The sequence below is a fragment of the Streptomyces sp. NPDC053493 genome (assembly GCF_044544825.1).
Taxonomy (GTDB): domain Bacteria; phylum Actinomycetota; class Actinomycetes; order Streptomycetales; family Streptomycetaceae; genus Streptomyces.
Genome location: NZ_JBITXS010000008.1, coordinates 92,034 through 117,910 on the forward strand (window position 1 = coordinate 92,034; position 25,877 = coordinate 117,910).

Annotated in this window: 24 protein-coding genes; 10 read left to right on the forward strand and 14 right to left on the reverse strand. The window is 74.1% G+C overall.

What is annotated here, in order from left to right:
• Positions 1 to 22 precede the first annotated feature (22 nt).
• Together ACIGO8_RS22820 and ACIGO8_RS22825 are read right to left on the reverse strand one after the other, a co-directional pair.
• A complete protein-coding gene (locus ACIGO8_RS22820) occupies positions 23 to 769 on the reverse strand; it encodes a carbon-nitrogen hydrolase family protein (RefSeq protein ID WP_399733587.1) in 747 nt (248 codons plus the stop codon).
• Positions 770 to 774: 5 nt separating this feature from the next.
• Positions 775 to 1,695, reverse strand: a complete 921-nt coding sequence (locus tag ACIGO8_RS22825) for a LysR family transcriptional regulator (protein ID WP_399733590.1) — start codon at positions 1,693 to 1,695, stop codon at positions 775 to 777.
• A gap of 49 nt (positions 1,696 to 1,744) precedes the next feature.
• Between ACIGO8_RS22825 and ACIGO8_RS22830 the strand changes: the two genes are divergently transcribed.
• Positions 1,745 to 2,542 (forward strand): NAD(P)-dependent oxidoreductase, encoded by a 798-nt coding sequence (locus ACIGO8_RS22830; protein WP_399733593.1) that lies wholly within the window; start codon positions 1,745 to 1,747, stop codon positions 2,540 to 2,542.
• A 58-nt stretch (positions 2,543 to 2,600) separates the two neighbouring features.
• Here the strand turns inward: ACIGO8_RS22830 and ACIGO8_RS22835 are convergent, their stop codons facing one another.
• Positions 2,601 to 3,857 (reverse strand): pyroglutamyl peptidase, encoded by a 1,257-nt coding sequence (locus ACIGO8_RS22835; RefSeq protein ID WP_399733596.1) that lies wholly within the window; start codon positions 3,855 to 3,857, stop codon positions 2,601 to 2,603.
• Between the two features lie 95 nt (positions 3,858 to 3,952).
• Positions 3,953 to 4,540 (reverse strand): TetR/AcrR family transcriptional regulator, encoded by a 588-nt coding sequence (locus tag ACIGO8_RS22840; protein ID WP_399733598.1) that lies wholly within the window; start codon positions 4,538 to 4,540, stop codon positions 3,953 to 3,955.
• Between the two features lie 139 nt (positions 4,541 to 4,679).
• On the opposite strand from ACIGO8_RS22840, the gene ACIGO8_RS22845 reads away from it, so the two are divergent.
• Entirely contained in the window at positions 4,680 to 7,178 is a 2,499-nt protein-coding gene (locus ACIGO8_RS22845; protein WP_399733601.1) for a glycoside hydrolase family 3 protein, read from the forward strand.
• A 158-nt stretch (positions 7,179 to 7,336) separates the two neighbouring features.
• On the opposite strand, the gene ACIGO8_RS22850 is transcribed toward ACIGO8_RS22845, so the two are convergent.
• Complete coding sequence (locus ACIGO8_RS22850; RefSeq protein ID WP_399733605.1) at positions 7,337 to 8,275, reverse strand: GDSL-type esterase/lipase family protein; 939 nt, start codon at positions 8,273 to 8,275, stop codon at positions 7,337 to 7,339.
• Between the two features lie 261 nt (positions 8,276 to 8,536).
• Between ACIGO8_RS22850 and ACIGO8_RS22855 the strand changes: the two genes are divergently transcribed.
• A complete protein-coding gene (locus ACIGO8_RS22855; RefSeq protein WP_399733607.1) occupies positions 8,537 to 9,031 on the forward strand; it encodes a DUF3145 domain-containing protein in 495 nt (164 codons plus the stop codon).
• 127 nt (positions 9,032 to 9,158) lie between these two features.
• On the opposite strand, the gene fabF is transcribed toward ACIGO8_RS22855, so the two are convergent.
• The 5 genes from fabF to fasR all read right to left on the reverse strand — a co-directional run bounded on the left by fabF (position 9,159) and on the right by fasR (position 14,048).
• The gene (gene fabF, locus ACIGO8_RS22860; RefSeq protein WP_399733610.1) at positions 9,159 to 10,421 is read right to left on the reverse strand and encodes a beta-ketoacyl-ACP synthase II; all 1,263 of its coding nucleotides are present in this window, start codon (positions 10,419 to 10,421) and stop codon (positions 9,159 to 9,161) included.
• A gap of 80 nt (positions 10,422 to 10,501) precedes the next feature.
• The gene (locus ACIGO8_RS22865) at positions 10,502 to 10,750 is read right to left on the reverse strand and encodes an acyl carrier protein (RefSeq protein ID WP_399733613.1); all 249 of its coding nucleotides are present in this window, start codon (positions 10,748 to 10,750) and stop codon (positions 10,502 to 10,504) included.
• A gap of 56 nt (positions 10,751 to 10,806) precedes the next feature.
• On the reverse strand, positions 10,807 to 11,838 hold the full coding sequence (locus ACIGO8_RS22870) for a ketoacyl-ACP synthase III (protein WP_399733616.1): 1,032 nt from the start codon (positions 11,836 to 11,838) through the stop codon (positions 10,807 to 10,809).
• Between the two features lie 18 nt (positions 11,839 to 11,856).
• Entirely contained in the window at positions 11,857 to 12,777 is a 921-nt protein-coding gene (locus ACIGO8_RS22875) for an ACP S-malonyltransferase (RefSeq protein ID WP_399733619.1), read from the reverse strand.
• An 89-nt stretch (positions 12,778 to 12,866) separates the two neighbouring features.
• On the reverse strand, positions 12,867 to 14,048 hold the full coding sequence (fasR, locus tag ACIGO8_RS22880) for a fatty acid biosynthesis transcriptional regulator FasR (RefSeq protein ID WP_399733621.1): 1,182 nt from the start codon (positions 14,046 to 14,048) through the stop codon (positions 12,867 to 12,869).
• Positions 14,049 to 14,132: 84 nt separating this feature from the next.
• Here fasR and ACIGO8_RS22885 point away from each other — a divergent pair, with 84 nt between their 5' ends.
• Positions 14,133 to 14,795 carry a pirin family protein gene (locus ACIGO8_RS22885; protein ID WP_399734255.1) on the forward strand — a complete coding sequence of 221 codons (663 nt, stop codon included), beginning with the start codon at positions 14,133 to 14,135 and terminating at the stop codon, positions 14,793 to 14,795.
• A 108-nt stretch (positions 14,796 to 14,903) separates the two neighbouring features.
• On the opposite strand, the gene ACIGO8_RS22890 is transcribed toward ACIGO8_RS22885, so the two are convergent.
• The gene (locus ACIGO8_RS22890) at positions 14,904 to 15,872 is read right to left on the reverse strand and encodes a GlxA family transcriptional regulator (protein WP_399733624.1); all 969 of its coding nucleotides are present in this window, start codon (positions 15,870 to 15,872) and stop codon (positions 14,904 to 14,906) included.
• A 227-nt stretch (positions 15,873 to 16,099) separates the two neighbouring features.
• Between ACIGO8_RS22890 and ACIGO8_RS22895 the strand changes: the two genes are divergently transcribed.
• A complete protein-coding gene (locus tag ACIGO8_RS22895; protein WP_399733627.1) occupies positions 16,100 to 16,954 on the forward strand; it encodes a dienelactone hydrolase family protein in 855 nt (284 codons plus the stop codon).
• A 21-nt stretch (positions 16,955 to 16,975) separates the two neighbouring features.
• On the opposite strand, the gene ACIGO8_RS22900 is transcribed toward ACIGO8_RS22895, so the two are convergent.
• Complete coding sequence (locus tag ACIGO8_RS22900) at positions 16,976 to 18,163, reverse strand: Ig-like domain-containing protein (RefSeq protein WP_399733630.1); 1,188 nt, start codon at positions 18,161 to 18,163, stop codon at positions 16,976 to 16,978.
• Between the two features lie 213 nt (positions 18,164 to 18,376).
• Here ACIGO8_RS22900 and ACIGO8_RS22905 point away from each other — a divergent pair, with 213 nt between their 5' ends.
• From ACIGO8_RS22905 to ACIGO8_RS22925, 5 genes are all read left to right on the forward strand, one after another.
• Positions 18,377 to 19,561 (forward strand): lipid II:glycine glycyltransferase FemX, encoded by a 1,185-nt coding sequence (locus ACIGO8_RS22905; RefSeq protein ID WP_399733633.1) that lies wholly within the window; start codon positions 18,377 to 18,379, stop codon positions 19,559 to 19,561.
• The gene (murJ, locus tag ACIGO8_RS22910; protein WP_399733636.1) at positions 19,558 to 21,297 is read left to right on the forward strand and encodes a murein biosynthesis integral membrane protein MurJ; all 1,740 of its coding nucleotides are present in this window, start codon (positions 19,558 to 19,560) and stop codon (positions 21,295 to 21,297) included. The genes ACIGO8_RS22905 and murJ overlap by 4 nt, the downstream gene beginning before the upstream one ends.
• 85 nt (positions 21,298 to 21,382) lie before the next feature.
• Positions 21,383 to 22,072, forward strand: a complete 690-nt coding sequence (locus ACIGO8_RS22915; RefSeq protein ID WP_399733639.1) for a response regulator — start codon at positions 21,383 to 21,385, stop codon at positions 22,070 to 22,072.
• 109 nt (positions 22,073 to 22,181) lie between these two features.
• A complete protein-coding gene (locus ACIGO8_RS22920) occupies positions 22,182 to 23,666 on the forward strand; it encodes an ATP-binding protein (protein ID WP_399733642.1) in 1,485 nt (494 codons plus the stop codon).
• Positions 23,663 to 24,280 (forward strand): hypothetical protein, encoded by a 618-nt coding sequence (locus tag ACIGO8_RS22925; protein WP_399733644.1) that lies wholly within the window; start codon positions 23,663 to 23,665, stop codon positions 24,278 to 24,280. Before ACIGO8_RS22920 ends, ACIGO8_RS22925 begins: the two co-directional genes overlap by 4 nt.
• 102 nt (positions 24,281 to 24,382) lie before the next feature.
• Here ACIGO8_RS22925 and ACIGO8_RS22930 read toward each other — a convergent pair whose 3' ends face one another.
• Both ACIGO8_RS22930 and ACIGO8_RS22935 read right to left on the reverse strand, forming a co-directional pair.
• Entirely contained in the window at positions 24,383 to 24,925 is a 543-nt protein-coding gene (locus tag ACIGO8_RS22930; RefSeq protein WP_399733646.1) for a GNAT family N-acetyltransferase, read from the reverse strand.
• A gap of 64 nt (positions 24,926 to 24,989) precedes the next feature.
• Positions 24,990 to 25,832, reverse strand: coding sequence for a serine hydrolase domain-containing protein (locus ACIGO8_RS22935; protein WP_399733649.1), 843 nt, complete (start codon positions 25,830 to 25,832; stop codon positions 24,990 to 24,992).
• Positions 25,833 to 25,877: the final 45 nt, after the last annotated feature.

The window sequence follows — 25,877 nt, forward strand, 5'->3', positions numbered from 1 at the left end:
CCCGCGCCGGGCGGCCGGTTCCTCACCGGCCGTCCGGCGCCGCCGCGCGTACGTCCTCGGGCACGTCCACGAGCGCGTACCCCGGCTTGTCCGGGCCGGCGTCCGCGAGCCGCGACCCGTCCGGGCCCCAGCCGCCCGCCAGGCCGCCGCCCACGCCGTCCTCGTTCGTCCCGAGGACGTTGCCGAGGACCACGTACAGACCGAAGTCGCGGGCCCGCGCCGGATAGACCGTCTCGAACGAGTCGTTGTCCGCGCCGAGCACCGAACTGGCCAGATACACCCGGCAGTTGTCGGCGGCGGCCCGCTCGGCCAGCTCAGGGAAGCGGTTGTCGTAGCAGGTGGCGAGCGCGAAGCGGACGCCGTCCAGCTCGAAGCGCCCGTCCGCCCTGCCCGGCTCGAAGACCTCGGCCTCCACCCCGTACAGATGCCGCTTGTCGTAGCGGGTGAGCAGCGTGCCGTCCGGGCCGACGACCAGTGTCGTGACGGCGGGCCGCCCGGCGGCGGTGCGGCCCGGCCCGCCCACCACGGCCGCGGCCGAGACCTCCCGGCAGGCCTCCCGTACGGCTTCGAGCCGAGGGTCGTCGTCGGTGAGCACCAGCTCGGGCTCGTCCCGGATCAGCCGGGGCGCGTAACCGGTGAGGGAGAGCTCGGCGAAGACGACGACCCGGGCTCCCGCCGCGCCGGCGGCCCGGATCAGGTCGGCGGTGGCGCGGACGTTGGCGGCGATGTCCCCGGCGACCGGGGCGAACTGCGTGGCAGCGACGATCATGGCCTTCATCCTCCCACTCCCTCCTCCTCCAGCGAGCGGGCGGTCTCGTGCAGCAGTCCCAGGAACGCGGTCGCCGCCACGGTCGGCGAGGGCGGAACCGCCGCGCAGATCCTGCGGTACGGGACGTCGTCCGGGTGGATCGTCACCAGGGCCACGTCCGGCCGCACGGACGCCGCCGCGAGCGCCGGTACGAGGGTGACGCCGAGGCCCGCCGCGACCGCGCCCAGCTTGGCGATCCAGTCGTGCGCGATCAGGCCCGTACGAGGACGGAAGCCGGCGGCCACCGCGGGCCGGAACAAGGTGTCCTCCAGGCGCTCGTTGCCGACGATCCACTCCTCGTCGGCGAGCGCGGTGAGCCGCACGTCCCGCCGGCCCGCGTACGGATGCCCGCGCTCCAGCGCCACCAGCATCGGCTCGTCGAGGAGGTGATGGAGCGTCACGCCCTCCGGCGCGGGCCGGTCGGCCGCCGGGCTCACCACCGCCAGGTCCTCCTCGCCGGCCGCGACCAGGCCCAGGTGCTTCACCGAGGGCCCCTCCACCCGGGTCACCACGACGCCCGGGTGCCGTGCCCGGAAGGCGGCCTGCGCCCGCGGGACCAGCGCGGCGCTCGCGCTGGCGAAGGCGCCGAGCCGGAGCAGCCCGCCGTCGAGGGTGCGCAGCGCCGCCAACTCGGCGCGCGCGACGGCGAGTCGGGCCCGGACCGCCGCCGCGTGCGGCAGCAGCACCCGGCCCGCCTCGCTCAGCCGCACGCCGCGCGGCAGCCGTTCGAAGAGGGCCGCGCCGGTCTCGTCCTCCAGTGTCCGGATCTGGCGGGAGACCGCGGACTGGGTGTAGCCGAGGGTGCGGGCGGCGGCCGTGAAGGAGCCCTCGTGGGCGACGGCGAGGAACACCTCGTACAAACCATGCGCAGCGGACATGGCAGCCATGCTAGACATTCGCTTGTCGCATGCCGTGGCCGGACCTAGCGTCGAGGCCATGGACAAGAACCCGCAGAAGATCGCGTTCCTCGGCCTCGGCTCCATGGGACTCCCCATGGCCGCGCGCCTGCTCGACGCCGGCCACCCGCTCACCGTCTGGAACCGCACGCCCGGCAAGGCCGACCCGCTCGTCGCCGCCGGAGCCGTCCGGGCCGCGAGCCCGGCCGAGGCCGTCGCCGGCGCCGACGTCGTCGTCACCATGCTGGCCGACCCGGCCGCCGCGCTCGCCGTCGCCGAGTCCATGATCCCGGCGCTGCGCCCCGGCACCCACTGGATCGACACCTCGACCGTCGGCCCCGACACCGTCCGGGCCCTCGCCGCGCGGCTCCCCGAGGGCGTCACCCTGGTCGACGCGCCCGTCATGGGCAGCGTCGACCGGGCGGCGGCCGGTGAACTGACCGTCCTCGCCGGCGGCGACACCACGCCCGTCGCCGCCGTCCTCGACCGCTTCGGCACCGTCACCGCCTGCGGCGGTCCGGGCGCCGGCGCGGCCCTCAAGCTCGTCCTCATCAACGTCGTCATCGGCGGCGTCGCCCTGGTCGCCGAGGCCCTGGCCCTGGCCGAGGCGCTCGGCCTGCCCCGCGAGCTTGCCCTGCGCACCCTCTCCGCGGGCCCGCTCGCCGGCGCCGTCGCCCGCGCCACCGCGACCGGCTCCCACTTCCCGGTCGCCCTCGCCGCGAAGGACGTCCGCCTGGCGACGGGCCTGGCCGAACTGCCCGTCCTGGACGCCGTCCACCACGCCCTGACCCGCGACCCGGCCCTCGCGGCCGAGGACCTGGCCGCGGTCGCCGGCTGAAGTCAGGCGTCGGGCCTCGCCGGGTCCGGGCGCCCACCCGGCCTTCGGGCGGACGACGCTACGTTCCGGACGCGCCCGACGAGCCCGCGGCGACGGCCACGATCGCCCGGACCTGGGCGATGATGTCGAGCCGGTTGCGGACGAAGGCGTGGTCGGTGACCGAGCCCGTCGCCGGGTCGGTGTTGCCCGGGCCGAACTCCAGGACCGGCGTGTGGACATGACCGCCGGGCAGGCCCGTCAGGCCGAGGCGGTCGCGCAGCAGGGTAGCCCGGTAGGCGATCTCGTTGGAGAGGTAGTTCCCGCCGCCGCCCGCCCGGGCGCGGGATCCGGGCGTCGGCCCGTCGGGCCGGACCACGGCGGCGTCGGACCCGGCCGGCAGCTCGGTGACCGAGGTGTTGTCGTGGACGGGGAAGCGGCCGGTGGCCGCCGCCGTGATCGCCGCGTAGGGGAGGGTCGTCGAGGTCCACTGGGGCTGGGTGGCCGGATCGTCGACGGGCACGGTCCCGGTGCGCGAGGCGTTGTCGTTGTCGGGGAAGCCGCCGCGCCAGGCGCCGTTGGTCCGCTCGACGTCGAAGCGGCCGGGACGGCCCTGGCTCACTGTGGTGAACAGGTCCACCTCCGGCAGGTGCGGGGCCAGGGTCCGTTCCACCGTGCCGTCGGCGAAGTCCTGCCAGCGGACCGGGAAGACGGTGGTCTCGATCCGGGCGAGCGAACCGTCGGCGGTGCGCAGCCAGGTGCCGTCCAGGGCGAGGGCGGTGGCCCCGGAGGGATTGCTGATCCGGCTGTCCCGGTCGAGCGTGAAGGGGTCGAAACCGGTCAGGAGGATCCGCTTCACGCCCTTGCCGGCCGGGTAGCGCAGGGTGTCCTGGCCGCGCGAGGTCCGCTCCAGCCGGTCGAGGAGCCGGGCCCTGGCCTCGTCGGTGAGACCGAACTCCGGCTGCCAGGTGCGCAGTTCTCGGCTGAGGGACAGTCGCGCCCAGTACAGCGGCCGGTCGTCGTCCCGGCTGAGGTCGCCGCCCGCCGGTCCGCGGCCCTGGGCCCGGTCCACCGCCCGCTGCCAGAGCCGTGATCCGTACCGTACGACCGTCCGCTCGGCCTGCGCGGCGGAGCGGGCGTGCGCGAGGGCGGCCGTGAACTCCGGCGCGAGGGAGGCGAATCCGGAGCGCCGCAGGATCTCCTGGGGCGCGGCCCGGTCGAGTCTGGCCTCCTCGACGGTGACGGCGGGCGAGGGCGCCTGCACGGCGAGGGCCGGGGCGGCGGGCGCCAGGGCGGTCAGGGTCAGGGCGAGGGCGAGCGCGGTGCGGAGCGGGGGCACGGGAGTCCTTCCGTACGGCGAAGACGGGCCGCCCGGAAGTATTCCGCCCCGCCCGCCCCTGCGCCACGGCGCTGATCGCGCCAACGCGCCTGACGCTAGGGCGCCTTCACCCGGCCTTCCTTGTCCTCCTTCAGGAGCGCGAGGAAGTCCCGGAACGACGCCGGCATGTCCACGGCTTCCGGGTCGAGCAGCCACTGGTACTGCAGTCCGTCCATCACCGCCGTCAGCAGCGGCGCGGCCCGCTCCGGCGTGAGGCCGCCGGGCAGTTCGTCGCCGAACTCGGCGCGCAGGACCTCGGCCATGTTCTCCCGCACCTGGGTGTAGCGCTCGGTGAAGAAGGCGCGGGCCGGGTGGTCCTCCGTGACGCTCTCGCCGAGGAGGGCCGAGAAGGTCTGCACGATGCCGGGGCGCATCGCGTTGTACTCGACCAGCGACTCCATGAGGTCGAGCCGCCAGTGCTCGCGGTCGCGGGCGCCGCTGGTGTCCCAGCGGTCGCGCTCCTCCAGGACCGCGACGAGCAGCGCCTCCTTGGTCGGGAAGTAGTGCAGCAGGCCCTGCTGGGTCAGCCCGACCCGCTCGGCCACGGCGCCGAGCGAGGCGCCGCGGTAGCCGCGCTCGGCGATCACCTCGAGGGCGGCGCGGACGATCTCCGCCCGCCGCTCCTCGCTCCTGGCCCGTGCCATCGCCCGTCCCCCTTTCCGAAGGTCCCTGTCGAGAGGACCGTACGCCATGGACACCATAACGAAACAGTAACGTAACCTACCGATCTACAGGTAGTCGGGTCACCATGGCCGCACCAGGACCCAACGAGGAGGTACGGCCGTGGCAGACACCAGCGCGCAGACCGGCGCGGACACCGGCGCGGACACCGGCGCCGGCGGCGCGGACGGCGCGGACGCCGTACGCGAGCAGGCCGTCGAGGCGGCCCTCGCCAAGCTCGACCTCGACACCAAGACCCGGCTGCTCGCCGGCCAGGACATGTGGTCGCTCCCCGCGCTGCCCGAGATCGGCCTGCGCTCGCTCGTCATGTCCGACGGCCCCATCGGCGTCCGCGGCGTCCGCTGGACCGCCGACGACCCGTCCGTCGCCCTGCCCTCGCCGACCGCGCTCGCCGCCGCCTGGGACCCGGCCCTCGCCCGCCGGGCCGGCCGACTGCTCGCCCAGGAGGCCCGCCGCAAGGGCGTCCACGTCCTCCTCGCACCCACCGTCAACCTGCACCGCACACCGCTCGGCGGACGCCACTTCGAGGCCTACAGCGAGGACCCGTACCTCACCGGAGCCCTCGGCACCGGCTACGTCCAGGGCGTCCAGGACGGCGGCGTCGGCACCACCGTCAAGCACTTCGTCGGCAACGACGCCGAGACCGACCGCTTCACCGTCGACAACCGCATCGCCCCGCGGCCGCTGCGCGAGCTCTACCTCGCGCCCTTCGAGGCCATCGTCAAGAACGCCCACCCCTGGGGCATCATGACCGCGTACAACCAGGTCAACGGCACGACCATGACCGAGCACCGGTACCTCGTCAACGAGGTCCTGCGCGGCGAATGGGGCTTCGACGGCGCCAACGTCTCCGACTGGATGGCCGCCCGCTCGACCACCGGCGACATCGAGGGCGGCCTCGACGTCGCCATGCCCGGCCCGCAGACCGTGTACGGCCCGGCCCTGGCCGCCGCCGTCCGGGCCGGCGAGGTCGAGGAGCAGGCCGTCGACGCGGCCGTACGGAACGTGCTGCGGCTCGCCGCCCGCGTCGGCGCCCTCGACGACGCCCCGCCCGTCGTCGCCGACGCCGCGGCCCTGGAGCGGATCGACGGCGACGCGCTCGCCCGCGAGATCGCCCGCCGCGGCTTCGTCCTCGTCCGCAACGAGAACGGCGCCCTGCCGCTCGCCGCCGGCACCTCCGTCGCGCTCTCCGGCGCCGCCGCCCGTGACGCCCGCGTCCTCGGCGGCGGCTCCGCCCAGGTCTTCCCCGACCACACCGTCTCCCCGCTCGACGGCCTCACCGCCGCGCTCCCCGACGGCCTGCTGACCTTCTCCGTCGGCGCCGACCCCAGCGACGAACTCGCCCCCGCCGACCAGGGCTTCACGCTCCGCGCCGTCTGCCGCGACGCCGCCGGCGCGATCCTCGGCGAGGGCAGCCTGCCCAACGGCCAGGTCCAGTGGATCGGCGACGACCTCCCGGCCGGCGTCACCCACGACACCCTCGCCTCCATCGAGGTCACCGGCACCTTCACCCCGCGCGAGAGCGGTGAGCACTCCTTCGGCACCCGCGGCCTCGGCGCCTACACCCTCACCGTCGACGGGCGCACCCTCTTCGACGGCGTGCAGGCCATGGGCCCCGAGACCGATCCCTTCGAGGCCTTCTTCGGCTCGCCCGTCGAGCGCGGCCGGGTCGCCCTCACCGCGGGCGAGACCGTCGAGGTCTCCCTCCGCCACACCCTCGACAAGGAGTTCGCGGCCCCGCTGCCGGCCGTCATGTTCTCCTTCGTCCACCTCGGTCCGCGCCGCGACCCCGACGAACTGATCGCCGAAGCCGTCGAGGCCGCCCGCGCCGCCGACACCGCCGTCGTGGTCGTCGCCACCACCGAGCGCGTCGAGTCCGAGGGCTTCGACCGCAAGGACCTCGCCCTGCCCGGCCGCCAGGACGACCTCGTACGCGCCGTCGCCGCCGCCAACCCGAACACGGTCGTGGTCGTCAACGCCGGCTCCCCGGTCGAGATGCCCTGGCGGGACGAGGTGGCCGCCATCCTCCTCACCTGGTTCCCGGGCCAGGAGGGCGGCGCCGCGCTCGCCGACGTCCTCACCGGCGCCGAGGAGCCCGGCGGACGGCTCCCCACCACCTGGCCCGTCGCCCTCGCCGACGTCCCGGTCACCGAGGTCACCCCGACCGACGGCGAACTCGACTACGCGGAGGGCGTGTTCATCGGCTACCGGGCCTGGGACAGGGCCGGCGCCGTCCCCGCGTACGCCTTCGGCCACGGCCTCGGCTACACCACCTGGTCCTACGACTCCCTCGTCGTCGGACCGGACGCCGCCACCGTCCGCCTCACCAACACCGGCGGACGCACCGGCCGCGAGGTCGTGCAGATCTACCTCGCGCCGGTCGCCGACGGCGTGGAGCGCCCGGCCCGCTGGCTGGCCGGCTTCGCGAGCGTCGAGGCCGCGGCGGGAGAGAGCGTCGAGGTCACCGTCGAACTGCCGCGCCGCGCCTTCGAGATCTGGGACGAGGCGGCGGGCGGCTGGACCTTCGTCTCCGGCGGCTACGAGGTCCTCGCCGCCCACTCCCTCGCGGACGCGCGCCTGACCGCGCGCCTGGACGTCTGACCGGCCCCGCGAAGACCGGCCCCGCCGACCGGCCCCGCGAAGACCGGCCCCGGAGCGGACCTGACACCTGCTCCGGGGCCCTTTCCGCGTCGGCGGCGGCGGGCCGGGCGTGCGCGGTCGCGTTCGGGGCTGGTCCCGGAGCTAGGTCGTGTCCGGGGCTAGCGGGGCGGCCCGCTCGCCGTGACCTGCCGGTACGCGATCTCCGCGAGCCGCGCCTGGCCGTCCCGGCCCGGGTGGAAGAAGTCCCACGGGCTCAGCTGGGCCGGGCCGAAGGCGAAGGCGAAGACCGCACCGCCGTCGTAGCGGCAGTGCGGGTCCTTCGCGCACACCTCGCGCAGCACGCCGTTGTACGCCACCACCCGGTCGCGCACCGTCCGCCGGCGCGCCTCGGCCGCCGGGCCCAGGTCCTCCGGGTCGGCCAGCATCGAGCCGCAGACGCCCAGTTTCCACACCTGACGGCCCATCGGGACGACCCGCCCGGTCTCCCACAGCCGCCTCAGGTCCGGCACGCTCGACACGTACACCTGCGCCTTCGGCGCGCCCGCCCGCAGCTTGCCGAGCGCCGCGGTGAACGAGGCGCGGAAGTCCGCGACCGGCGTCATGTCCTCCGCCCGGGCCCGGCACGCGTCGTTGGCGCCCATCATGACCGTCACCAACTCCGGCCGCCGGGCCGCCGCGGCGGCCATCTGCTCCGGCAGCTCCGCCATCCGCGCGCCGCTGCGCGCCAGGTTCCAGCTCCGCCCGGCGACCCCGCCCGGACCCAGCAGCCGCAGCGCGAGGCTGTTGACGGCCGCGTCCGTGCCCGTCGCCCACGAGACCTCGGGGCAGTCCGCCAGGACCGTACAGGCGTCGTACGCGCGGGTGATGGAGTCACCGACGGCGGCGACGGAACCGGGAGAGACGTTCCACACGGGCGCGGGCTTCGGCGTGGGCTTCGGCGCGGGTTTCGGCGTCGGCCTGGGCCCCGGCTTCGACGCGGCCGGTACGGACCTGGTCCCGTCGGCCGGTACGCTCGCCGAGCAGCCGCCGGCGAACGCCGCCGCGCACAGCAGCGCCACCGCCGCCGCACCGGTGCGGAAACGTTGTCGCGCGCGCATCCCCGGGCCCTTCCTCGGCGTCCTCGCGAGTGAAAGCTTGGTGTCCACCCGCCTCCGACCGACCGTACGTCACCCCGATGCGGGCGCGGCACGGTAGCTTTTCCCCCGTCGAACCAGAGGCGCCCGAAGCCGATCGGCTCCGGTAAATTACATCACGTCACATGCTGTCCCCATTTTGGGGGTTTGCGAAGCCGCTTCTTCGTGATGTTGTTTACTGAGGCCGCTGGGAAAGGCGAACCTCGTCCCACACTGGAGGTCCCGGTGACGACACGTGGAGTCCTGTACGTACACTCCGCACCGCGCGCGCTCTGCCCGCACGTCGAATGGGCGGTGGCGGGCGTCCTCGGTGCGAGGGTCCAGCTCGACTGGATCCGCCAGCCCGCGTCCCCAGGGACCTGGAGAGCCGAGTTCTCCTGGCAGGGCGAGACCGGCACCGCCTCCAAGCTCGCCTCCGCGCTGCGCGGCTGGCAGATGCTCCGCTTCGAGGTCACGGCCGAGCCGTGCCCGACCGCGGAGGGCGAGCGCTACAGCGCCACTCCCGAGCTCGGCATCTTCCACGCCGTCACCGGCATCCACGGCGACATCCTCGTCCCCGAGGACCGGCTCCGCGCCGCCCTCGCCCGCTCGGCGCAGGGCGAGACCGCCCTGGAGGCGGAGATCGCCAAGCTCCTCGGCAAGCCGTGGGACGACGAGCTCGAGCCCTTCCGCTACGCCGGCGAGGGCGCGCCGGTCCGGTGGCTCCACCAGGTCGTCTGACGCCTTTCCCTCCGCGCGCCTCCCAATCGCCTCCCAGCGCGGACACACCGAAGGCCCCCTGCCGGGACGTTTTGGCAGGGGGCCTTCGGTGTACGGTCACCGGCCTCGAGGGCGGCGACCGGCGGACTCAGACCGTACGGAAGGCGAGGACCACGTTGTGCCCGCCGAAGCCGAAGGAGTTGTTGATCGCCGCGATCGTGCCCTGCGGCAGCTCGCGCGGCTCGCCGCGGACGATGTCGGCGTCGACCTCCGGGTCCAGGTCGTCGACGTTGATGGTCGGCGGGGCCAGCCGGTGGTGCAGCGCCAGGACCGTCGCGACGGTCTCGATGCCGCCCGCGCCGCCGAGCAGGTGGCCGGTCATCGACTTGGTCGCGGAGACCGCGACGTGGTCCAGGTCGTCGCCCAGGACCTTGCGCAGCGCCTTGATCTCGGCGACGTCGCCCTGCGGCGTCGACGTGGCGTGGGCGTTGAGGTGGACGACCTCGGACGGCTTCAGGTCGGTGCCGTCGAGCAGGTGCTGCAGCGCCGCCGCGATGCCGCGGCCGGTCGGCTCGGGCTGCGCGATGTGGTGGCTGTCGGCCGACAGGCCCTGGCCGAGCACCTCGCAGTAGATCCGCGCGCCGCGCGCCTTCGCGTGCTCCTCGGACTCGATGACGATCACGCCCGCGCCCTCGCCGAGCACGAAGCCGTCGCGGCCCTTGTCGTACGGACGGGAGGCCTTCTCGGGCTCGTCGTTGCTCTTGGACATCGCCATCATGTTGGCGAAGGCCGCGATCGGCAGCGGGTGGATCGCCGCCTCGGTGCCGCCGGCGAGGACCACGTCGGCACGGCCGGTACGGATCATCTCGACGGCGTAGCCGATCGCCTCGGCACCCGACGCGCAGGCGGAGACCGGGGTGTGCACGCCCGCCCGGGCGTTCACCTCCAGACCCACGTTGGCGGAGGGGCTGTTGGGCATAAGCATCGGCACGGTGTGCGGGGAGACGCGGCGGACACCGGACTCCTTCAGCACGTCGTACTGGTCGAGCAGGGTGGTGACACCGCCGATGCCGGAGGCGATGACGGAACCGAGCCGCTCGGGCGCGATCGTGCCGTCCTCGCCGGCCGGGGCGGTGAAGCCCGCGTCGGCCCAGGCCTCACGGGCCGCGATCAGCGCGAACTGCGCCGAGCGGTCCAGCTTGCGGGCCAGCGGACGGGGAAGCACCTCGGAGGGCTCCACGGCGACGCGCGCCGCGATGCGTACGGGCAGCTCCTCGAAGCGCTCGCCCTCCAGGGCCTTGACGCCGGAGCGTCCCGCGATCAGACCTTCCCAGGTCGATGCGGAGTCGCCACCCAGCGGAGTGGTTGCGCCGATACCGGTGACGACCACGGTGCGATTGGTCGAGCTCACAGGAATTCTTTCTCCCATGTGTGTGATGGTCGGAAAACGGCGCCACCGCTGGGTGGCGGACCGGGTCAGCAAGGACCGAATCAGCCCTGGTGCTCCAGGATGTAGTTGGTCGCGTCACCGACCGTCTTGAGGTTCTTGACGTCCTCGTCCGGGATCTTGACGTCGAAGCGCTCTTCGGCGGCGACGACGACCTCGACCATGGACAGGGAGTCGACGTCCAGGTCGTCGGTGAAGGACTTGTCGATCTCGACGTCCTCGACCGGGATGCCGGCGATCTCGTTCACGATCTCCGCGAGACCGGCGACGATCTCTTCCTGGGTGGCGGCCATGCTGGCGCTCCTTCTTGTGTGTGCTGTGAAAAAGGCTTCCGGAAGATCCGGAGTGCCTAGGGGAGGGTAACGACCGTCGCGGCGAAGACGAGACCCGCCCCGAAGCCGATGATGAGCGCGGTGTCGCCGCTCTTGGCCTTCCCGGTCGCCAGGAGCCGCTCCATCGCGAGCGGGATCGAGGCGGCCGAGGTGTTGCCGGTGGTCTCCACGTCACGGGCGACCGTGACGTGCTCCGGCAGCTTGAGCGTCTTCACCATCGAGTCGATGATCCGCATGTTGGCCTGGTGCGGGATGAAGACGTCCAGGTCCTCCGCCGAGATGCCGGCGGCGTCCAGGGCCTGCTGGGCGACCTTCGCCATCTCGAAGACGGCCCAGCGGAACACCGCCTGGCCCTCCTGCGTGATGGCCGGGAACTTGACCTCGCCCTGCTCGTTGAGGGGCAGCTTCGACACGTCGCCGACCTGGAACTCGTTCCACGGCACGGTCTGCTTGATCGTCTCGGACTTGTCGCCCTCCGAACCCCACACCGTGGGGCCGATGTGCGGCTCGTCCGAAGGGCCGACGACCACGGCGCCCGCGCCGTCGCCGAACAGGAAGGCCGTCGCGCGGTCCTCCAGGTCCGTCAGGTCGCTCAGCCGCTCCACGCCGATCACGAGGACGTACTCGGCCGAACCCTCGACGATCATGCCCTTGGCGAGCGTGAGGCCGTAGCCGAAGCCCGCGCAGCCGGCGGAGATGTCGAACGCGGCCGGCTTGCCGGCGCCGATCTTGTCGGCGATCTCGGTCGCCACGGCCGGGGTCTGCTTGAAGTGCGACACCGTCGAGACGATGACCGCGCCGATCTGGTCCGGGTCGATCCCGGCGTCGGCGATGGCCTTGCCCGACGCCTCCACCGACATCGCGGTGACGGTCTCCTCGGGGGACGCCCAGTGGCGGGTCGCGATGCCGGAGCGCGAGCGGATCCACTCGTCGGACGAGTCGATCTTCTCGAGGATCACCTCGTTGGGCACCACACGGGTCGGGCGGTAGCCGCCGACACCGATGATGCGCGCGTACGGGGCGCCCTTACTGGGCTTGATCTTCGCCATGCTTCTCGACACTCCTTGTCAGGCCGTTGCCGTCGTCTCGGCGATCAGCGTGCGGGCCGCGTCGAGGTCGTCCGGGGTCTTGAGGGCCACGGTGCGGACACCGGGCAGGGCCCGCTTGGCGAGGCCGGTCAGGGTGCCGCCGGGGCACACCTCGACCAGGCCGGTCGCGCCGAGCTCCTGGAAGGTCTCCATGCACAGGTCCCAGCGGACCGGGTTGGCGACCTGGCCGACGAGACGGGCGATGACGTCCGCGCCGTCCGTCACGACCCGGCCGTCCTTGTTCGAGACGTACGCGACGGACGGGTCGGCCGGGGACAGCTCACGGGCCGCCTCCTCCAGCTTCGCCACCGCCGGGGCCATGTGGTGCGTGTGGAACGCGCCGGCGACCTTCAGCGGGACGACACGGCGCACACCCTCGGGCTTGTCCGCCTCCAGGGCGGCCAGCTGCTCCAGGGTGCCGGCGGCCACGATCTGGCCGGCGCCGTTGACGTTCGCCGGGGTCAGACCCAGCTTCTCCAGATGCGGGACGGTCACCTCGGGATCGCCGCCGAGCAGCGCGGACATGCCGGTCTGCGTGATGGCGGCGGCCTCGGCCATCGCCAGACCACGCGTGCGGACGAGACGCAGCGCGGCGGTGTCGTCGAGGACGCCCGCGAAGGCGGCCGCGGTGATCTCGCCGACGCTGTGACCGGCGACGGCGCCGGGCGCCACGTCACCGAGAGCGGCGGCCGAGAGGAGACCCGCGGCGACGAGCAGCGGCTGGGCCACGGCGGTGTCGCGGATCTCGTCCGCGTCCGCCTTCGTGCCGTAGTGGGCAAGGTCGAGCCCGATGGCGTCGGACCAGGCCGCGACGCGGTCGGCGGCACCGGGGAGTTCGAGCCAGGGAGTCAGGAAGCCGGGCGTCTGGGCGCCTTGGCCGGGAGCGACGAGTACGAGCACCCTCACACTCTCTCTTGGGGACGGTCCTGGGCGCCCGTGGGGACAAGGACGAAGAACCGTCGGGGGAATTGTTGGTGTTCGACAAAAGTCTAGGACTGCGTATCCGCGTCGGCCAAGCGCCCGAGAATCAGCGCGATCCGCAGGGTGAACGCCGAACGGACATCGGAGGGTGACCAGCCGGTGACATCGGTCACACGTCGGAGCCGGTAGCGCACGGTGTTGGGGTGCACGAACAGCATCCGGGCGGCGCCCTCCAGACTGCTCGCCTGCTCCAGGTAGACACTCAGCGTCTCCAGGAGCGCCGAGCCCGCCTCCTCCAGCGGTCTGTAGATCTCCTCCACCAGCTGCTCACGCGCCGACGGGTCGGAGGCGATCGCGCGCTCCGGCAGCAGATCGTCCGCGAGCACCGGACGCGGCGCGTCCTGCCAGGCCGAACACGCCTTCAGACCGGCCGCGGCGGCCTGCGCGGACCGGGTCGCGGCCAGCAGGTCCGGGACGACCGGACCCGCGACGACCGGACCGGCCGCGTACGGCCCGATCAGGGCCTTCGCGACGGCCAGCGGATTGTCGTTGCCGCCCGCGATGACGACCAGCCGGTCGCCGAGCACACCCGTCAGGACCTGCAGCTTGGCGTGCCGGGCCGCGCGGCGGATGGCCTCCACCGTCAGCTCGCTGTCGCCGTCCGGGGCGGTGCCGAGCACCACGCACACGTTCTCCGGCGAGTTCCAGCCGAGCGCGGCGGCCCGCGAGACCGCGCCCTCGTCCGCCTCGCCCGACAGCACCGCGTTGACGACCAGCGACTCCAGGCGGGCGTCCCACGCGCCGCGCGCCTCCGCGGCCTGCGCGTACACCTGGGCGGTGGCGAAGGCGATCTCCCGGGCGTAGACGAGGAGCGCCTCGCGCAGCACGCTCTCGTCGCCCGGCGCCGCGACCTCCTCGATCGCCGTCTCCATGACCTCGATCGTGGTCCGCACCATCTCCACGGTCTGGCGCAAAGTGATCGCCCGGGTCAGCTCGCGCGGCGCCGTGCCGAACACGTCGGTCGAGATCGCCTGCGGGGTCTCCGGGTGCCGGAACCACTCGGTGAACGCGGCGATACCGGCCTGCGCGACCAGACCGATCCACGACCGGTTCTCGGGCGGCATCGCCCGGTACCACGGCAGCGTCTCGTCCATGCGGGCAATGGCGTTGGCGGCGAGCCGCCCGGAGGACTGTTCGAGGCGCTTCAGGGTCGCGGCGTGCGGGTGAGCGGCGTTCACGGGTTCAGACACGGGGACAAGAGTGCCTTATCGGGACGGCCGCGTGCGGGGTCGGGGCGGTTCGGCGACGACCGCGAGGGCTACCGTGAGCCCGTGATACGCATCCAGCGCGCCGCCGAGCGGTACGCGGGCGGCGACCCCGAGGCCGGGATCGACACCCGCCACGCCTTCTCCTTCGGGCCGCACTACGACCCCGACAACCTCCGCTTCGGCGCGCTGCTCGCCTGCAACGAGGAGCGCCTCGCGCCGGGCGCGGGCTTCGACGAGCACCCGCACAGCCACACCGAGATCGTCACCTGGGTGGTCCGCGGCGAGCTGACCCACCGCGACACCACCGGCCGCGCGACGGTCGTGCGGCCCGGCGACGTCCAGCGGCTGTCCGCCGCGGCGGGCGTCCGCCACGTCGAACGCAACGACGGCACCGAACCGCTGGTCTTCGTCCAGATGTGGCTGGCCCCGCGCGAGGCCGGCGGCGAGCCGGAGTACGAGGTCGTCCGCGGCATCTCCGACGCCACGCCCTACGCCCTTCCGGCGGCCGGCGCCCTCCTCCACGTCCGCCGCCTGGAACTCGGCGAACGCACCGCCGTCCCGGACGCCGACTCCGTGTACGTCCACGTGGTGCGGGGCGCGGTACGGCTGGCGGGCGAGGAACTGACCGCGGGCGACGCGGCCCGGCTGACGGCCGCGAAGGACCTGGCACTGCTGGCGACGGCCGACGCGGAGGTCCTCCTCTGGGAGATGCGCGCGGCGGAGGTCTGACGACCGGGCCGGGGACAGAGGCCTGAGGCCGGACGCTTGGCGCCTGGTGCCGGTGAGGCCCGTTGCCCGAGGCCCGGCCGGCCCGGCCGGGCCTCGGGCAACGGGCCGTCAGCCGGTGCGGCGGAAGGCCGCGCGGTAGTCGCGTGGCCGGCGCCCGGTGTGCCGGGCGAAGAGGGCGGCGAACGTGCCGGGATCCCGGTAGCCGACCGTGGCCGCGATGCCGGACACGGTCCGGTCCGTCGTCTCCAGGAGGTGACGGGCGCGCCGGACCCGCGCGCCCTGCAGGTACTCCAGCGGGCTTCGGCCGGTCTCGGCCGCGAAGCGCCGCAGCAGCGTGCGCGTGCTGACCCCGAACGCGGCCGCCAGCGCGCCCAGGTCGTAGCGGGCGCCCAGGTCCTGGTCGAGCCGTCGCATGACCCGTTGGGAGAACCCGTCGCCGGCGCGCGGCAGCAGCCGCTCGTCGACGTAGGGCGCCTGCGAGGACCGCGCGTCGTCGAGCAGCGCCACCCGCGCGGTCGCCCGGGCCACGCCGGCGCCGTCGTGCCGGCGGATCAGGTCCAGCGCGAAGTCGTACATGGCGCTGAAGGCCGCCGTCGTCGTCACTCCCGTGTCCGTGACGACCAGACACTCCGGCCGGACGTCGGCCTGCGGGCAGTGCCGGGCCAGTTCGTCCGCGAGGAGCCAGGCCGTGGTGGCCCGGCGCCGGTCGAGGAGTCCCGCCTCGGCGAGCAGGAACGCGCCGACGCAGATCGACACGACTCCGGTGCCCGCCGCGGCGTACGAGCGGATCGCCGCGACCTCGGGCGCGAGCGGCCGCAGCCGCGCGGCCACGTCCGTGCCCGGCAGGAGCTCGAAACCCGGTACGACGAGGACGTCCACCTCGCGCAGCGGGGACACGTCCAGGGCCGTACCGCCCGACGCGGCGACGCGCCGGCGCGGCGAGACGATCGACACCTCGTATCCCGAGCCGTCCGGCCCTGCGACGTTCCGGGCCATCGTCAGGAGGTCGGGCACGCCGAACACCTCGGACGCGAAGCAGCCCGGATAGGCCAGGACCCCGACGCGCAGCGCGCTCACGCCCGTCCTTCCCACGCCGCCCCTCCCGAGTCCGCCGTCCGTCTTCCGCGGTCCGTCTTCCGCGGTCCGTCTTCCGCGGTCCGTCTCCCGCGGTCCGTCCTCCGCCGTCCGTCCTCCGCCGTCCGTCCTCTGCCGTCGGTACCGAGCCCCGCCGGCGGCGAGATTACCCGCACAGCTGGCGACCTCGCCCCTCACCTCACGCCGGGACGCCGGGCCACGCTGACACCATGAACACTTCCGGTGCACGACCCGACGACCCGATCACGGACTTCGCCCGCCGCAGCGTGGACGTGGCGGGCGTGGTGAAGACGGTGTACGTGGCGGGGCGCGGGCCCGCCGTCGTCCTGATGCCGGAGATGCCCGGCATCAGTCCCGACGTCCTGCGGCTGGCGCGGTGGCTGCGCGACGCCGGCTTCACCGTCCACGTTCCCTCGCTCTTCGGCACCGACGGCGCCTTTCCCACGGTCGAGGAGGGCATGGAGGTGGTCCGCCGGGCGTGTGTCAGCGCCGAGTTCCGTGCGTTCGCCGGAGGCGGGACGAGCCCCGTCACCGCCTGGCTGCGCGGGCTCGCACGCCAGGCGCACGCCGACTGCGGAGGCCCGGGCGTCGGCGCGATCGGCCTGTGCTTCACCGGCAACTTCGCCCTCACCATGGCGCTCGAACCGGCGGTCGTCGCGCCCGTGGTCAACCACCCGTCGTTGCCGCTGGACGACCCGGCCGGGCTCGAGATCGGCGACGAGGACGCGCGCGCGGTGGCGGACCGCGTCGCGCGCGACGGACTGAAGGTGCTCGCCTACCGCTTCGACGACGACCGCTGGTGCACCGGCCGGCGCTTCGCCGCCTACCGGGCCCTGCTCGGCGACGCGTTCGACGGCCGGGTGCTTCCGGGCGGTTCCGCGAACGCCGGCCCGCCGCCGTTCTTCGCCGACGTGGTCGGCACTCCGCACAGCGTCGTCACCGCCCACCTCGTCGACGAGGCCGGGCATCCCACCGTGCGGGCCAGGGACGAGATCATCGCCTTCCTGACCGCACGCCTGCGCCCGGCCGGCCGGGCCACGCCGCTGCCGGGGCGAAGCGGGTGAGACGGCTCGGCCCGGGGCCGGTCAGCCGTTCAGCGCGCTCTTCGCCTTCCACTGCTCCCAGCTCAGGTTCCACGCGCCGTAGCCGTTGCCCGGTGCGACGACGCCCTTGGTGTCGGCGCCCTTGATCTCGAACGGGTCGCCGACCCGGACCGAGGCGTAGAAGGAGGCGGCGTCCGCGTCGCTCATGCCGATGCAGCCGGAGCTCTTGTTCGCCCGGCCGAAGTAGGGGGCGTTCCAGGGAGCCGCGTGGGCGTACATGCCGGACCAGGTCAGGCGCATCGAGAAGTCGACGTCCTTGTCGTAGGCGTCGCCGAGGCCGACCGTCTCGGAGTTCATGTTGATCGTGCCCTCCTTCGCCATCAGCACCGCCGTCCCGCGCCAGGACCGCTTGTCGCCGCCCGGGGTGCCGCCGGAGACCGGGATCGTACGGACGGCGCGGCCGTCGCGCTCGACGGTGAGCCGGTGCCGGTCGAGGTCGACCTTGACGACCCGGGCGACGGAGTCCACGGTGAAGCCGGTGCGGTAGTCCCGTACGAACCAGCCGCCGCCGTCGCCCGAGTCCGTCCCGTTCAGCGTCGCCTCCAGCGTGACCTTGGTGCCCGGCTTCCAGTAGCTCTTCGGCCGCCAGTCGACCCGGTCCTTGCCCGAGTAGTCGGTGAGCCAGCCCCACGAGCCCTCGGTCGGGCTCGAGGTGGTGACCTTCAGCTGCTTCTCCACCTCGGCCTTGTTCCGCACCGGGTGGTCGAACACGATCGACAGCGGCTGGGCGACGCCCACGGTGGTGTTCTTGCCGGGCGCCAGGGTCAGCTTGTTGACCTTGCCGGCCGCCGGGATCGCGTACGTCGACCGGGACGTCGTCTCCTTGCCGCCCGCGCCGCGGGAGGTCACCTCCACCGTGTACGAGGCGCCCGGCGCCGCCTTGCGGTCGGAGGTCCACGAGCCGCCGCCCCCGGCGGTGCGGCCGGTGAGTTCGGCGCCGTCCGCGTCGACCACCTTCACCTTGGCCAGGGAGCCGCCGCTCGCCGTCACGGTCACCGGCCGGCCCGCCGCCGGCGGCGCCACGGTGACCTTCGCGGGCGTGCCCGACGCGGCGCCGGCGTCCGCGCCGCCGGCCCGGGAGGGTGCCTCGTCCGCCGACGCCGCCGAACAGGCGGTGAGCGACACGGCGGCGAGGAGGAAGAGGGGGATGCGTATGCGTGACCGCAGCACGGGACAGACCTCCGCGAGGGGAGTGGAAAAGGTGGAATGCACCGGACTCTAGGCCGGTCCGGGGCCCGGTCACCCGGCCCGGCGGCCATGTGACGACGGCTGCAGAGAAACGGTCATCGTCCGGTCACATTCCTCGCGCGGAGCGGTCAACACCGGCTGTGAGCCTGCTGTGCGCCCCACCACCGAACGGGGCGGAACAAGGAGGCTCCCGTTGTGTCAGCGCTGCTCGTGACGCCCGCGCCCGCCCGCCCGGCCCGCCCGGCGCCGCGGCTCGGCCCCGTCACTCCCGAGGCGTACCGCGCGTTCCTCACCGCCCGCTCCACCGGAGCCGACGGGCCGAGCTTCCTGCAACTGCCCGCCTGGGCCGAGGTGAAGGACGGCTGGAGCCACCAACTCCTCGGCTGGGGCGACGGGTCGGGCCGGCTGAGCGGCGTCGCGCTGGTGCTGCTGCGGGCCTTTCCCGGCACCCGGAAGTACTTCGCCTACCTGCCCGAGGGTCCCGTCGCCGACTGGGCCGACCCGGACCTCGACGGCTGGCTCGAACCGCTCCTCAAGCACCTGCGGGCCGCCGGCGTCTTCGCCGTACGCATGGGGCCCGGGCCCGCCTACCGCCGCTGGACCGCCGCCACCGTCAAGGCGCACACGGGTCCGGGCCGGCGGCTGTCCGACGTCCTCGCCAGCGAGGTCGACCCGCTCGGTTCGGCCGTCGCCGAGCGGCTGCGGGCCCGCGGCTGGCGCCGCTGCGGCGGCGACAGCGAGGACGGCGCCGACGCCCAGCCCCGGCACGTCTACCAGGTGCCGCTCACCGGCCGCAGCTCAGACGACCTGTGGAACGGCCTCAACCAGGAGTGGCGGCGCAACATCCGCAAGGCCCGCAAGAGCGGCGTCGAGGTCGTCGTCGGCTCGGCCGCCGACCTGCCCGAGTTCTACCGGCTGCTGCGCGTCACCGAGGAGCGCGACGGCTTCCGGCTCGGCCGCTCCCTCGCGTACTACGAGCGCCAGTACGCCGTCCTCAACGCCGAGCACCCGGGCCGGATGAAGCTCTACCTCGCCCGCCACGAGGGCGAGGTCCTCGCCGCCCACACGATGATCACGGTCGGCCGGCGGGTCTGGTACCAGACCGGCGCGTCGGCGGACCACCGCCGCGAGGTCCGGCCCTCCAACGCCCTGCAGTGGCGCATGATGCTCGACGCGCACGCGGTCGGAGCCGATGTCTACGACCTGCGCGGGGTACCCTCCACCCTCGACCCGGACGACCGTGCCCACGGGCTGCTGCGCTGGAAGCTCGGCACGGGCGGACAGGTCGTCGAGACCTTGGGGGAATGGGAGACTCCGTTGACCGGCACGACCAACCACACGCTGTACCGCGCCTTCCAGGCGTATCTGGCCCGTCGATGACGGCGACGCTCACCGAACGTCCGGCGGGCGGGAAGACGGCGTCCGTGCTGCGCAGCGGCGCGCTCATGGCCGCCGGATCGCTGGTCTCGCGCGCCACCGGCTTCGTACGGTCCGCGGTCGTCGCGGCCGCCATCGGCACCGGCCTCGTCGCCGACGGCTACGCCATGGGCAACTCCGTGCCCACCATCGTGTACATGCTGCTGCTCGGCGGCGCCCTCAACGCGGTCTTCGTGCCCGAACTGGTCAAGGCGGCAAAGGAGCACGCGGACGGCGGCGCCGCGTACACCGACCGGCTGCTCACGGTCTGCGTGCTCGCGCTGACCGCGCTGACCGCCGTCGCCGTCCTCGCGGCGCCCGCGATCGTCGACGGCTACACCGACTACACCGGCGCCCAGCGCGAGACGACGATCGCCTTCGCCCGCTCCTGCCTGCCGCAGATCTTCTTCCTGGGACTCTTCACGCTGCTCGGGCAGGTGCTCAACGCCCGCGGCCGGTTCGGCGCGATGACCTGGACGCCGGTCCTCAACAACGTCGTCGTGGTCGCCGTCTTCGGCCTGTTCATCGCCGTCTCCGACGGCGGCGGCCTCACGAGCGGCGAGACGGCGCTGCTCGGCTGGGGCACCACCGCGGGCATCGCCCTCCAGGCCCTCGCCCTGCTGCCCTCGCTGCGGGCGGCCGGCTTCCGCTGGCGGCCCCGCTTCGACTGGCGCGGCAGCGGACTCACCGCGCCGCTGCGGTCCGCCGGCTGGCTGGTGCTGCTCGTCCTCACCAACCAGGCCGCCTACTGGGTCACCACCAAGGTCGCCACGGCGGCCGGCCAGCTCGCCGAGGGCGCCGGGCTCAGCGCGTACAACAACGCCTACCAGCTGTGGATGGTCCCGCACGGCATCGTCACCGTCGCCCTCGTCACCGCCCTGATGCCGCGGATGAGCGGCGCGGCGGCGGAGGGCGACGTCGCGGGCGTCCGCAAGGACGTCGCCTACGCCCAGCGCACCAGCGCGGCCGCGATCGTCCCGGCCGCCTGCGCCCTGTTCGCGCTCGCGGTGCCGGTGATCGGCACGGTCTTCCAGTACGGCCGTACGGACGCGGGCGCGGTGCGGTCGATGGCCTGGATCCTGATGGCCCTCGCGCCGGGCCTGGTGGCGCTCTCCGGCCAGTACGTGTGCACGCGCGCCTTCTACGCCCTGCGCGACACCCGCACGCCGTTCTTCCTGAACCTCGTCATCGCCGGCCTCAACGCGCTCCTCGCCGTCTGCGCCTACGCCGTCCTGCCCGCCCGGTGGGCGGTCGCGGGCATGGCGGCCGGCTACTCGCTCGCGCTGTGGGCGGGCTGGGGCCTCACGGCGTACGTCCTCGGGCGCCGGCTCACGCGCACGGCCTGCGCCGACGGCCCGGCGCAGGCGTACGGGCAGGCATACGGGCGGGCGGACGCGGAGCCGTACGCGAAGGAGGCGGGAGGCGCGGCCGGGACGGGAGGCGCGGCCGGGGCGGGAGGCGTGCCCGGGTCGGGAGGCGCGGGAGACGCCCTGCTGCGGCTGCTGGTCGCCGCCGTGCCCGCCGCCGGCTTCGCCCTGGCCGTCGCCCAACTGACCGCCGCCGCCGGCCCGGTGCCCTCCGGCCTCGCCGGCGCCGCGGTGATCGCCGCCGTCTTCGCCCTGCTGGCCCGGCCCCTGCGCCTCACCGAGGTCCAGGCCCTGCTGACGGGCGTCACCGGCCGGCTCGCCCGGCGGCCCTGACCCGCCCGCGGCCCGTGCCGCGACCGTCGTCCCCGCCGGGCCCCCTCCCCGGCGGGAACACCTCCGACCTTGGGATACTCCACAGATGCCACGCGTGCTGCTGATCGAAGACGACCCCTCCGTCCGCGAGGGCGTGGAGCTCGGGCTCCGGCGCCGCGGGCACGAGGTGCGGACCGCCGCGACCGGGGAGTCGGGGCTGGCCGCGCTCGGCGAGTTCCGGCCCGACCTGCTGCTGCTCGACCTGATGCTGCCGGGCATGAACGGCGTCCAGGTCTGCCGCCGGGTCCGCGAGACCAGCCAGCTGCCGATCATCATGCTCACCGCCCGCGGCGACGACTTCGACGTGGTCGTCGGCCTGGAGGCCGGCGCCGACGACTACATCGTCAAGCCCGCCCGTACCGAGGTCATCGAGGCCCGCATACGCGCCGTGCTCCGCCGCATCGAGGAGCCCGGCGGCGGCGCCAGGCCCGCCGTCGAGTTCCACGGCGAGCTGGCCATCGACCGGGCCGGGCTCACCGTCGCCAAGAAGGGCGAGCGGCTCGCGCTCGCGCCCTCCGAGCTCAAGCTGCTGCTCCACCTCACCGCCGCGCCCGAGCAGGTCTTCAGCCGCCAGCAGCTCCTCGAACACGTCTGGGAGCACAGCTTCCACGGCGACGCGCGGCTCGTCGACGCCTGTGTGCGGCGCCTGCGCAACAAGATCGAGGACACGCCCGGCGAGCCGCGCTACATCCAGACCCTGCGCGGTTTCGGCTACCGCTTCGGGCCGCTCCAGTGAGGCGGCGGCGAGGTGCGGCGCCGGCCGTCGAGAGCCCGGCAAGATCCGGAAGGGACGACCCAGGGCAGCCGAGGGCGCCGAGACCGGCGACGCCCGCGCGGGCCGCCGCATGAAGGCCCACGTCCCCGGCGACGTCGACCGGCCCCCGAGAATGCGCCGGCCGCGTCCCTTCGGCCTGCGCACCCGGCTCGTCCTCGCCTTCCTCCTGGTCGCCGCCGTCGGCTGCGGCACCACCGCCGCCCTCACCTACCGGGCCGCCCGCAACGCGATCCTGGAACAGACCCAGGACACCGCCGTCACGGCCTTCCGGCAGCAGGTCGAGAGCCTGAACACCCGGCTTCCGGTCAGCCCCGAGGGACTGCGCCTGGAGCTGCAGCGCATCGCCCGGCTGGGCAAGCCGCGGCCCTGGCGGGTGTACGCGGAGTACGGCAACGTGCGCGTGTCGTCCACCGACCGGCCCGAGTCGACCGTCCTCACGCCCGAACTGCGCCGCCGGGCCACGGCCCTCGGCGTCACCCACGGCAGCTTCCAGCGCGTGGTCAAGGACGGCACCCCGTACCTCACCGTCGCCGTCCCCGTCGTCTTCAGCGGCCGCGGCGGCTATCCGGCGGGCCGTCCCACCGGCCTCGTCCTGTACGCGGTGATGGACCTCGGCGAGGAGGAGGCCAACATCGAGGCCATGGTCCTCGCCGCCCGCGACGGCGCCCTGCCCGCGCTGCTCGTCGCCCTGGTGCCCGCGCTGCTCGCGGCGCGCGGCGTGCTGCGCCCCGTACGCGAACTGCGGCGCGCTGCCCACAGCATGGGCCGGGGCCGCCTGGACACCCGTATCCACGCCAAGGGCAGCGACGAACTCGCCGACCTCGCCCGGACCTTCAACGAGTCGGCCGCCGAGCTGGAACGTTCCGTCGCCGAGCTGCGGCGGGCCGAGGCACGCGCCCGGCGCTTCGCCTCCGACGTCTCGCACGAACTGCGCACACCTCTCGCCGGCATGCTCGCGGTGACGGAGGTCCTCGACGAGGACGCCGCCGCGCTCGACTCCGACACCGCCCGCGCGGTCCGCCTGATCAGCGCCGAGACCGGCAAACTGGCCGTCCTCGTCGAGGACCTGATGGAGATCTCCCGCTTCGACGCGCGCGCCGCCGAACTCCACACGGACGAGGTCGACGCCGCCGAGACGGTCCGCAGGACGCTCCTCGGCCGCCACTGGACCGACCCCGGCCAGGTCGTCACCGAACTCACCGACGGCATACGGGCCCGGCTCGACCCGCGCCGCTTCGACGTCGTCGTCGCCAACCTGGTCGGCAACGCGCTGCGGCACGGCAGGCCGCCGGTGACGGTCCGGGTCTACGTCGAGGAGGCGGCCGACGGCTGGCTGGTCACGGAGGTCGCCGACCGGGGCCCGGGCATCCCGCAGGACGTGCTGCCGCACGTCTTCGACCGCTTCTACAAGGGCGACCCGGCCCGTACCCGCTCGGCGGGCAGCGGCCTCGGCCTCGCGATCACGCTGGAGAACGTGCGGCTGCACGGCGGTACGGTGGTGGCCGCCAACCGCCCCGACGGCGGTGCCGTCTTCACCGTCAGGATCCCGCTGTGACCCCTGCGCCCCGGACCCGGCGGACGCTCGCCGCCCTGTCGCCGCTGCTGCTCCTGTCGCCGCTGGCCGCCTGCGGCATCCAGAAGAGCGACGTCGTGGAGGCGGGCGGCGCGGCCACGGTCGCCGTGCAGCCGACCGGCGGCACGAAGCTGCTGCTGTTCCTCGTCGGCCCGAGCGGGCAGGTGATGCCGGTCACCCGCGACCTCGGCCTGGCCGTCGGCCCGAACGGCGAGACCAGCCTCATCGAGGGCCCGGGCGGCGTCGGCCGGGTCGTGCCGACCCACCCGACGGTCGACGGCGGCTACCGCGTCGCGCCGGACAAGGTGCTCGGCCTGCTCCTGGAGGGCCCGGACGAGCAGGAACGCGCCGCCGGGCTCACCAGCCGCCTCGCCCTCCACGGCGCCGGCGCTCCCCATATCGAGGCGCAGCGGGATCCGTCCGGCAGTCCGTTCCTCCACCTGCGCCTCAGCGCCCGCGTCCAGGACGTCGACCCGGTGGCCGTCCAGCAACTGGTCTGCACGGCCGTCTTCGCCGAGGAACTCGGCAGCGGGGTCCCGGTCGTCGTCGCGGGCACGGACGGGGCCCTGCCGCCGACCGACTGCGACTCGGACTAGCCGGAGCGGGGCGGGGGAGGGGCGGGGGCAAGGTCAGGGCCGGTCCGGGGCCGGGTCCGGGGCCGGGGCCAGGGCCCGTCCGGGTCCGGGGCCGGGGGCGGTTCAGGCCTTCGGGTCCTGCTTCCACTCCTCGGCGAGCAGCCCGAGCAGCACTTCGTCGAGGAACTCGCCCAGCACCCACGCCGAGGAGCGCAGAACGCCCTCGCGCACGAAGCCGTTGCGCTCGGCCGAGCGCAGCATCGCGTGGTTGTCCGCCAGCGTCTCGATCTGCAGCCGCCGCATGCCGCGCACCACGAAGCCGTAGTGGCACAGGACCGCGACCACGTCGGTGCCGTAGCCCTTGCCGCGGGCGGCGGGCAGCAGCCCGAGCCCGATGTGCGCGGACCGGTTGTGGTTGTCGATGCCCCACAGCGTCGCGGTGCCGACGAGCGTGCCGCCCTCCAGCTCCACCACGGAGAAGGGGACGCTTCCCTGCTGCGTCTCGTCCACCACGAGCCGCGGGTCCTTCGAGCCGGGCGTGATCGGCCGCCACGGACCGCCCTCCGCCCGCGAGCCGTTGACCACGTCGTCGTAGAGCTCGGTCCGCAGAACGGGGATGTCCTCGTCGTGGCGGGCCCTCAGCCCGACCTTGGCACCTTTCAGCATGCTGGCTTCCTATCCGACCGGCCTCGCCGACGGCAAACCCTTATCGCCGGCCGGCCGTGGCCGGTCAGCGGCCGGCGTCGGCGGCGCGCAGATCGGCGAGCACCGCGTCCGTGAACGGCGGCCACGCCTCGACGGCCCACGGCCCGAAGGGCCGGTCCGTGAGCGCCACGCACGCGGCGCGCGCGTCCGGGTCGATCCACAGGAAGGTGCCGGACTGGCCGAAGTGTCCGAAGGTGCGGGGCGAGGAGGTGGCACCGGTCCAGTGCGGCGACTTGGAGTCGCGGATCTCGAAGCCGAGGCCCCAGTCGTTGGGCCGCTGGTGCCCGTAGCCGGGCAGGATGCCGGTCAGGCCGGGATACGTCACGGTCATCGCGTCCAGGACGGTGCGCGCGTCGAGCAGCCGGGGCGCCTGCACCTCGGCGGCGAAGCGCACCAGGTCGTCGACGGTGGAGACGCCGTCCTTCGCGGGCGAGCCCTCCAGCGTGGTGGCCGTCATGCCGAGCGGCTCCAGGACGGCCTGGTGCAGGTAGTCGGCGAAGGGGATGTCGGTGGCCTTGGCGACGTGGTCGCCGAGCGCCTCGAAGCCGGTGTTGGAGTAGATCCGGCGGGTGCCCGGCGCGGCCGTCACCCGGTTCTCGTCGAAGGCGAGCCCGGAGGTGTGGGCGAGCAGATGCCGTACGGTCGCGCCCTCGGGCCCGGCCGGCTCGTCGAGGTCGATCGCCCCCTCCTCGTACGCGACGAGGACGGCGTACGCCGCGAGCGGCTTGGTCACGGACGCGAGCGGGAAACGCCGCCCGGTGGGGCCGTGGGTCCCGGCCACCGTGCCGTCCGCTCGGACGACGGCGGCGGCCGCGGTGGGGACGGGCCAGTTCTCGATGGACGCCAGGCTCGGCACGCTGCTCTGCATGCTGCCGAGCCTACTTGCTTAGAGTGCACTCCAACGTTTTAGCGT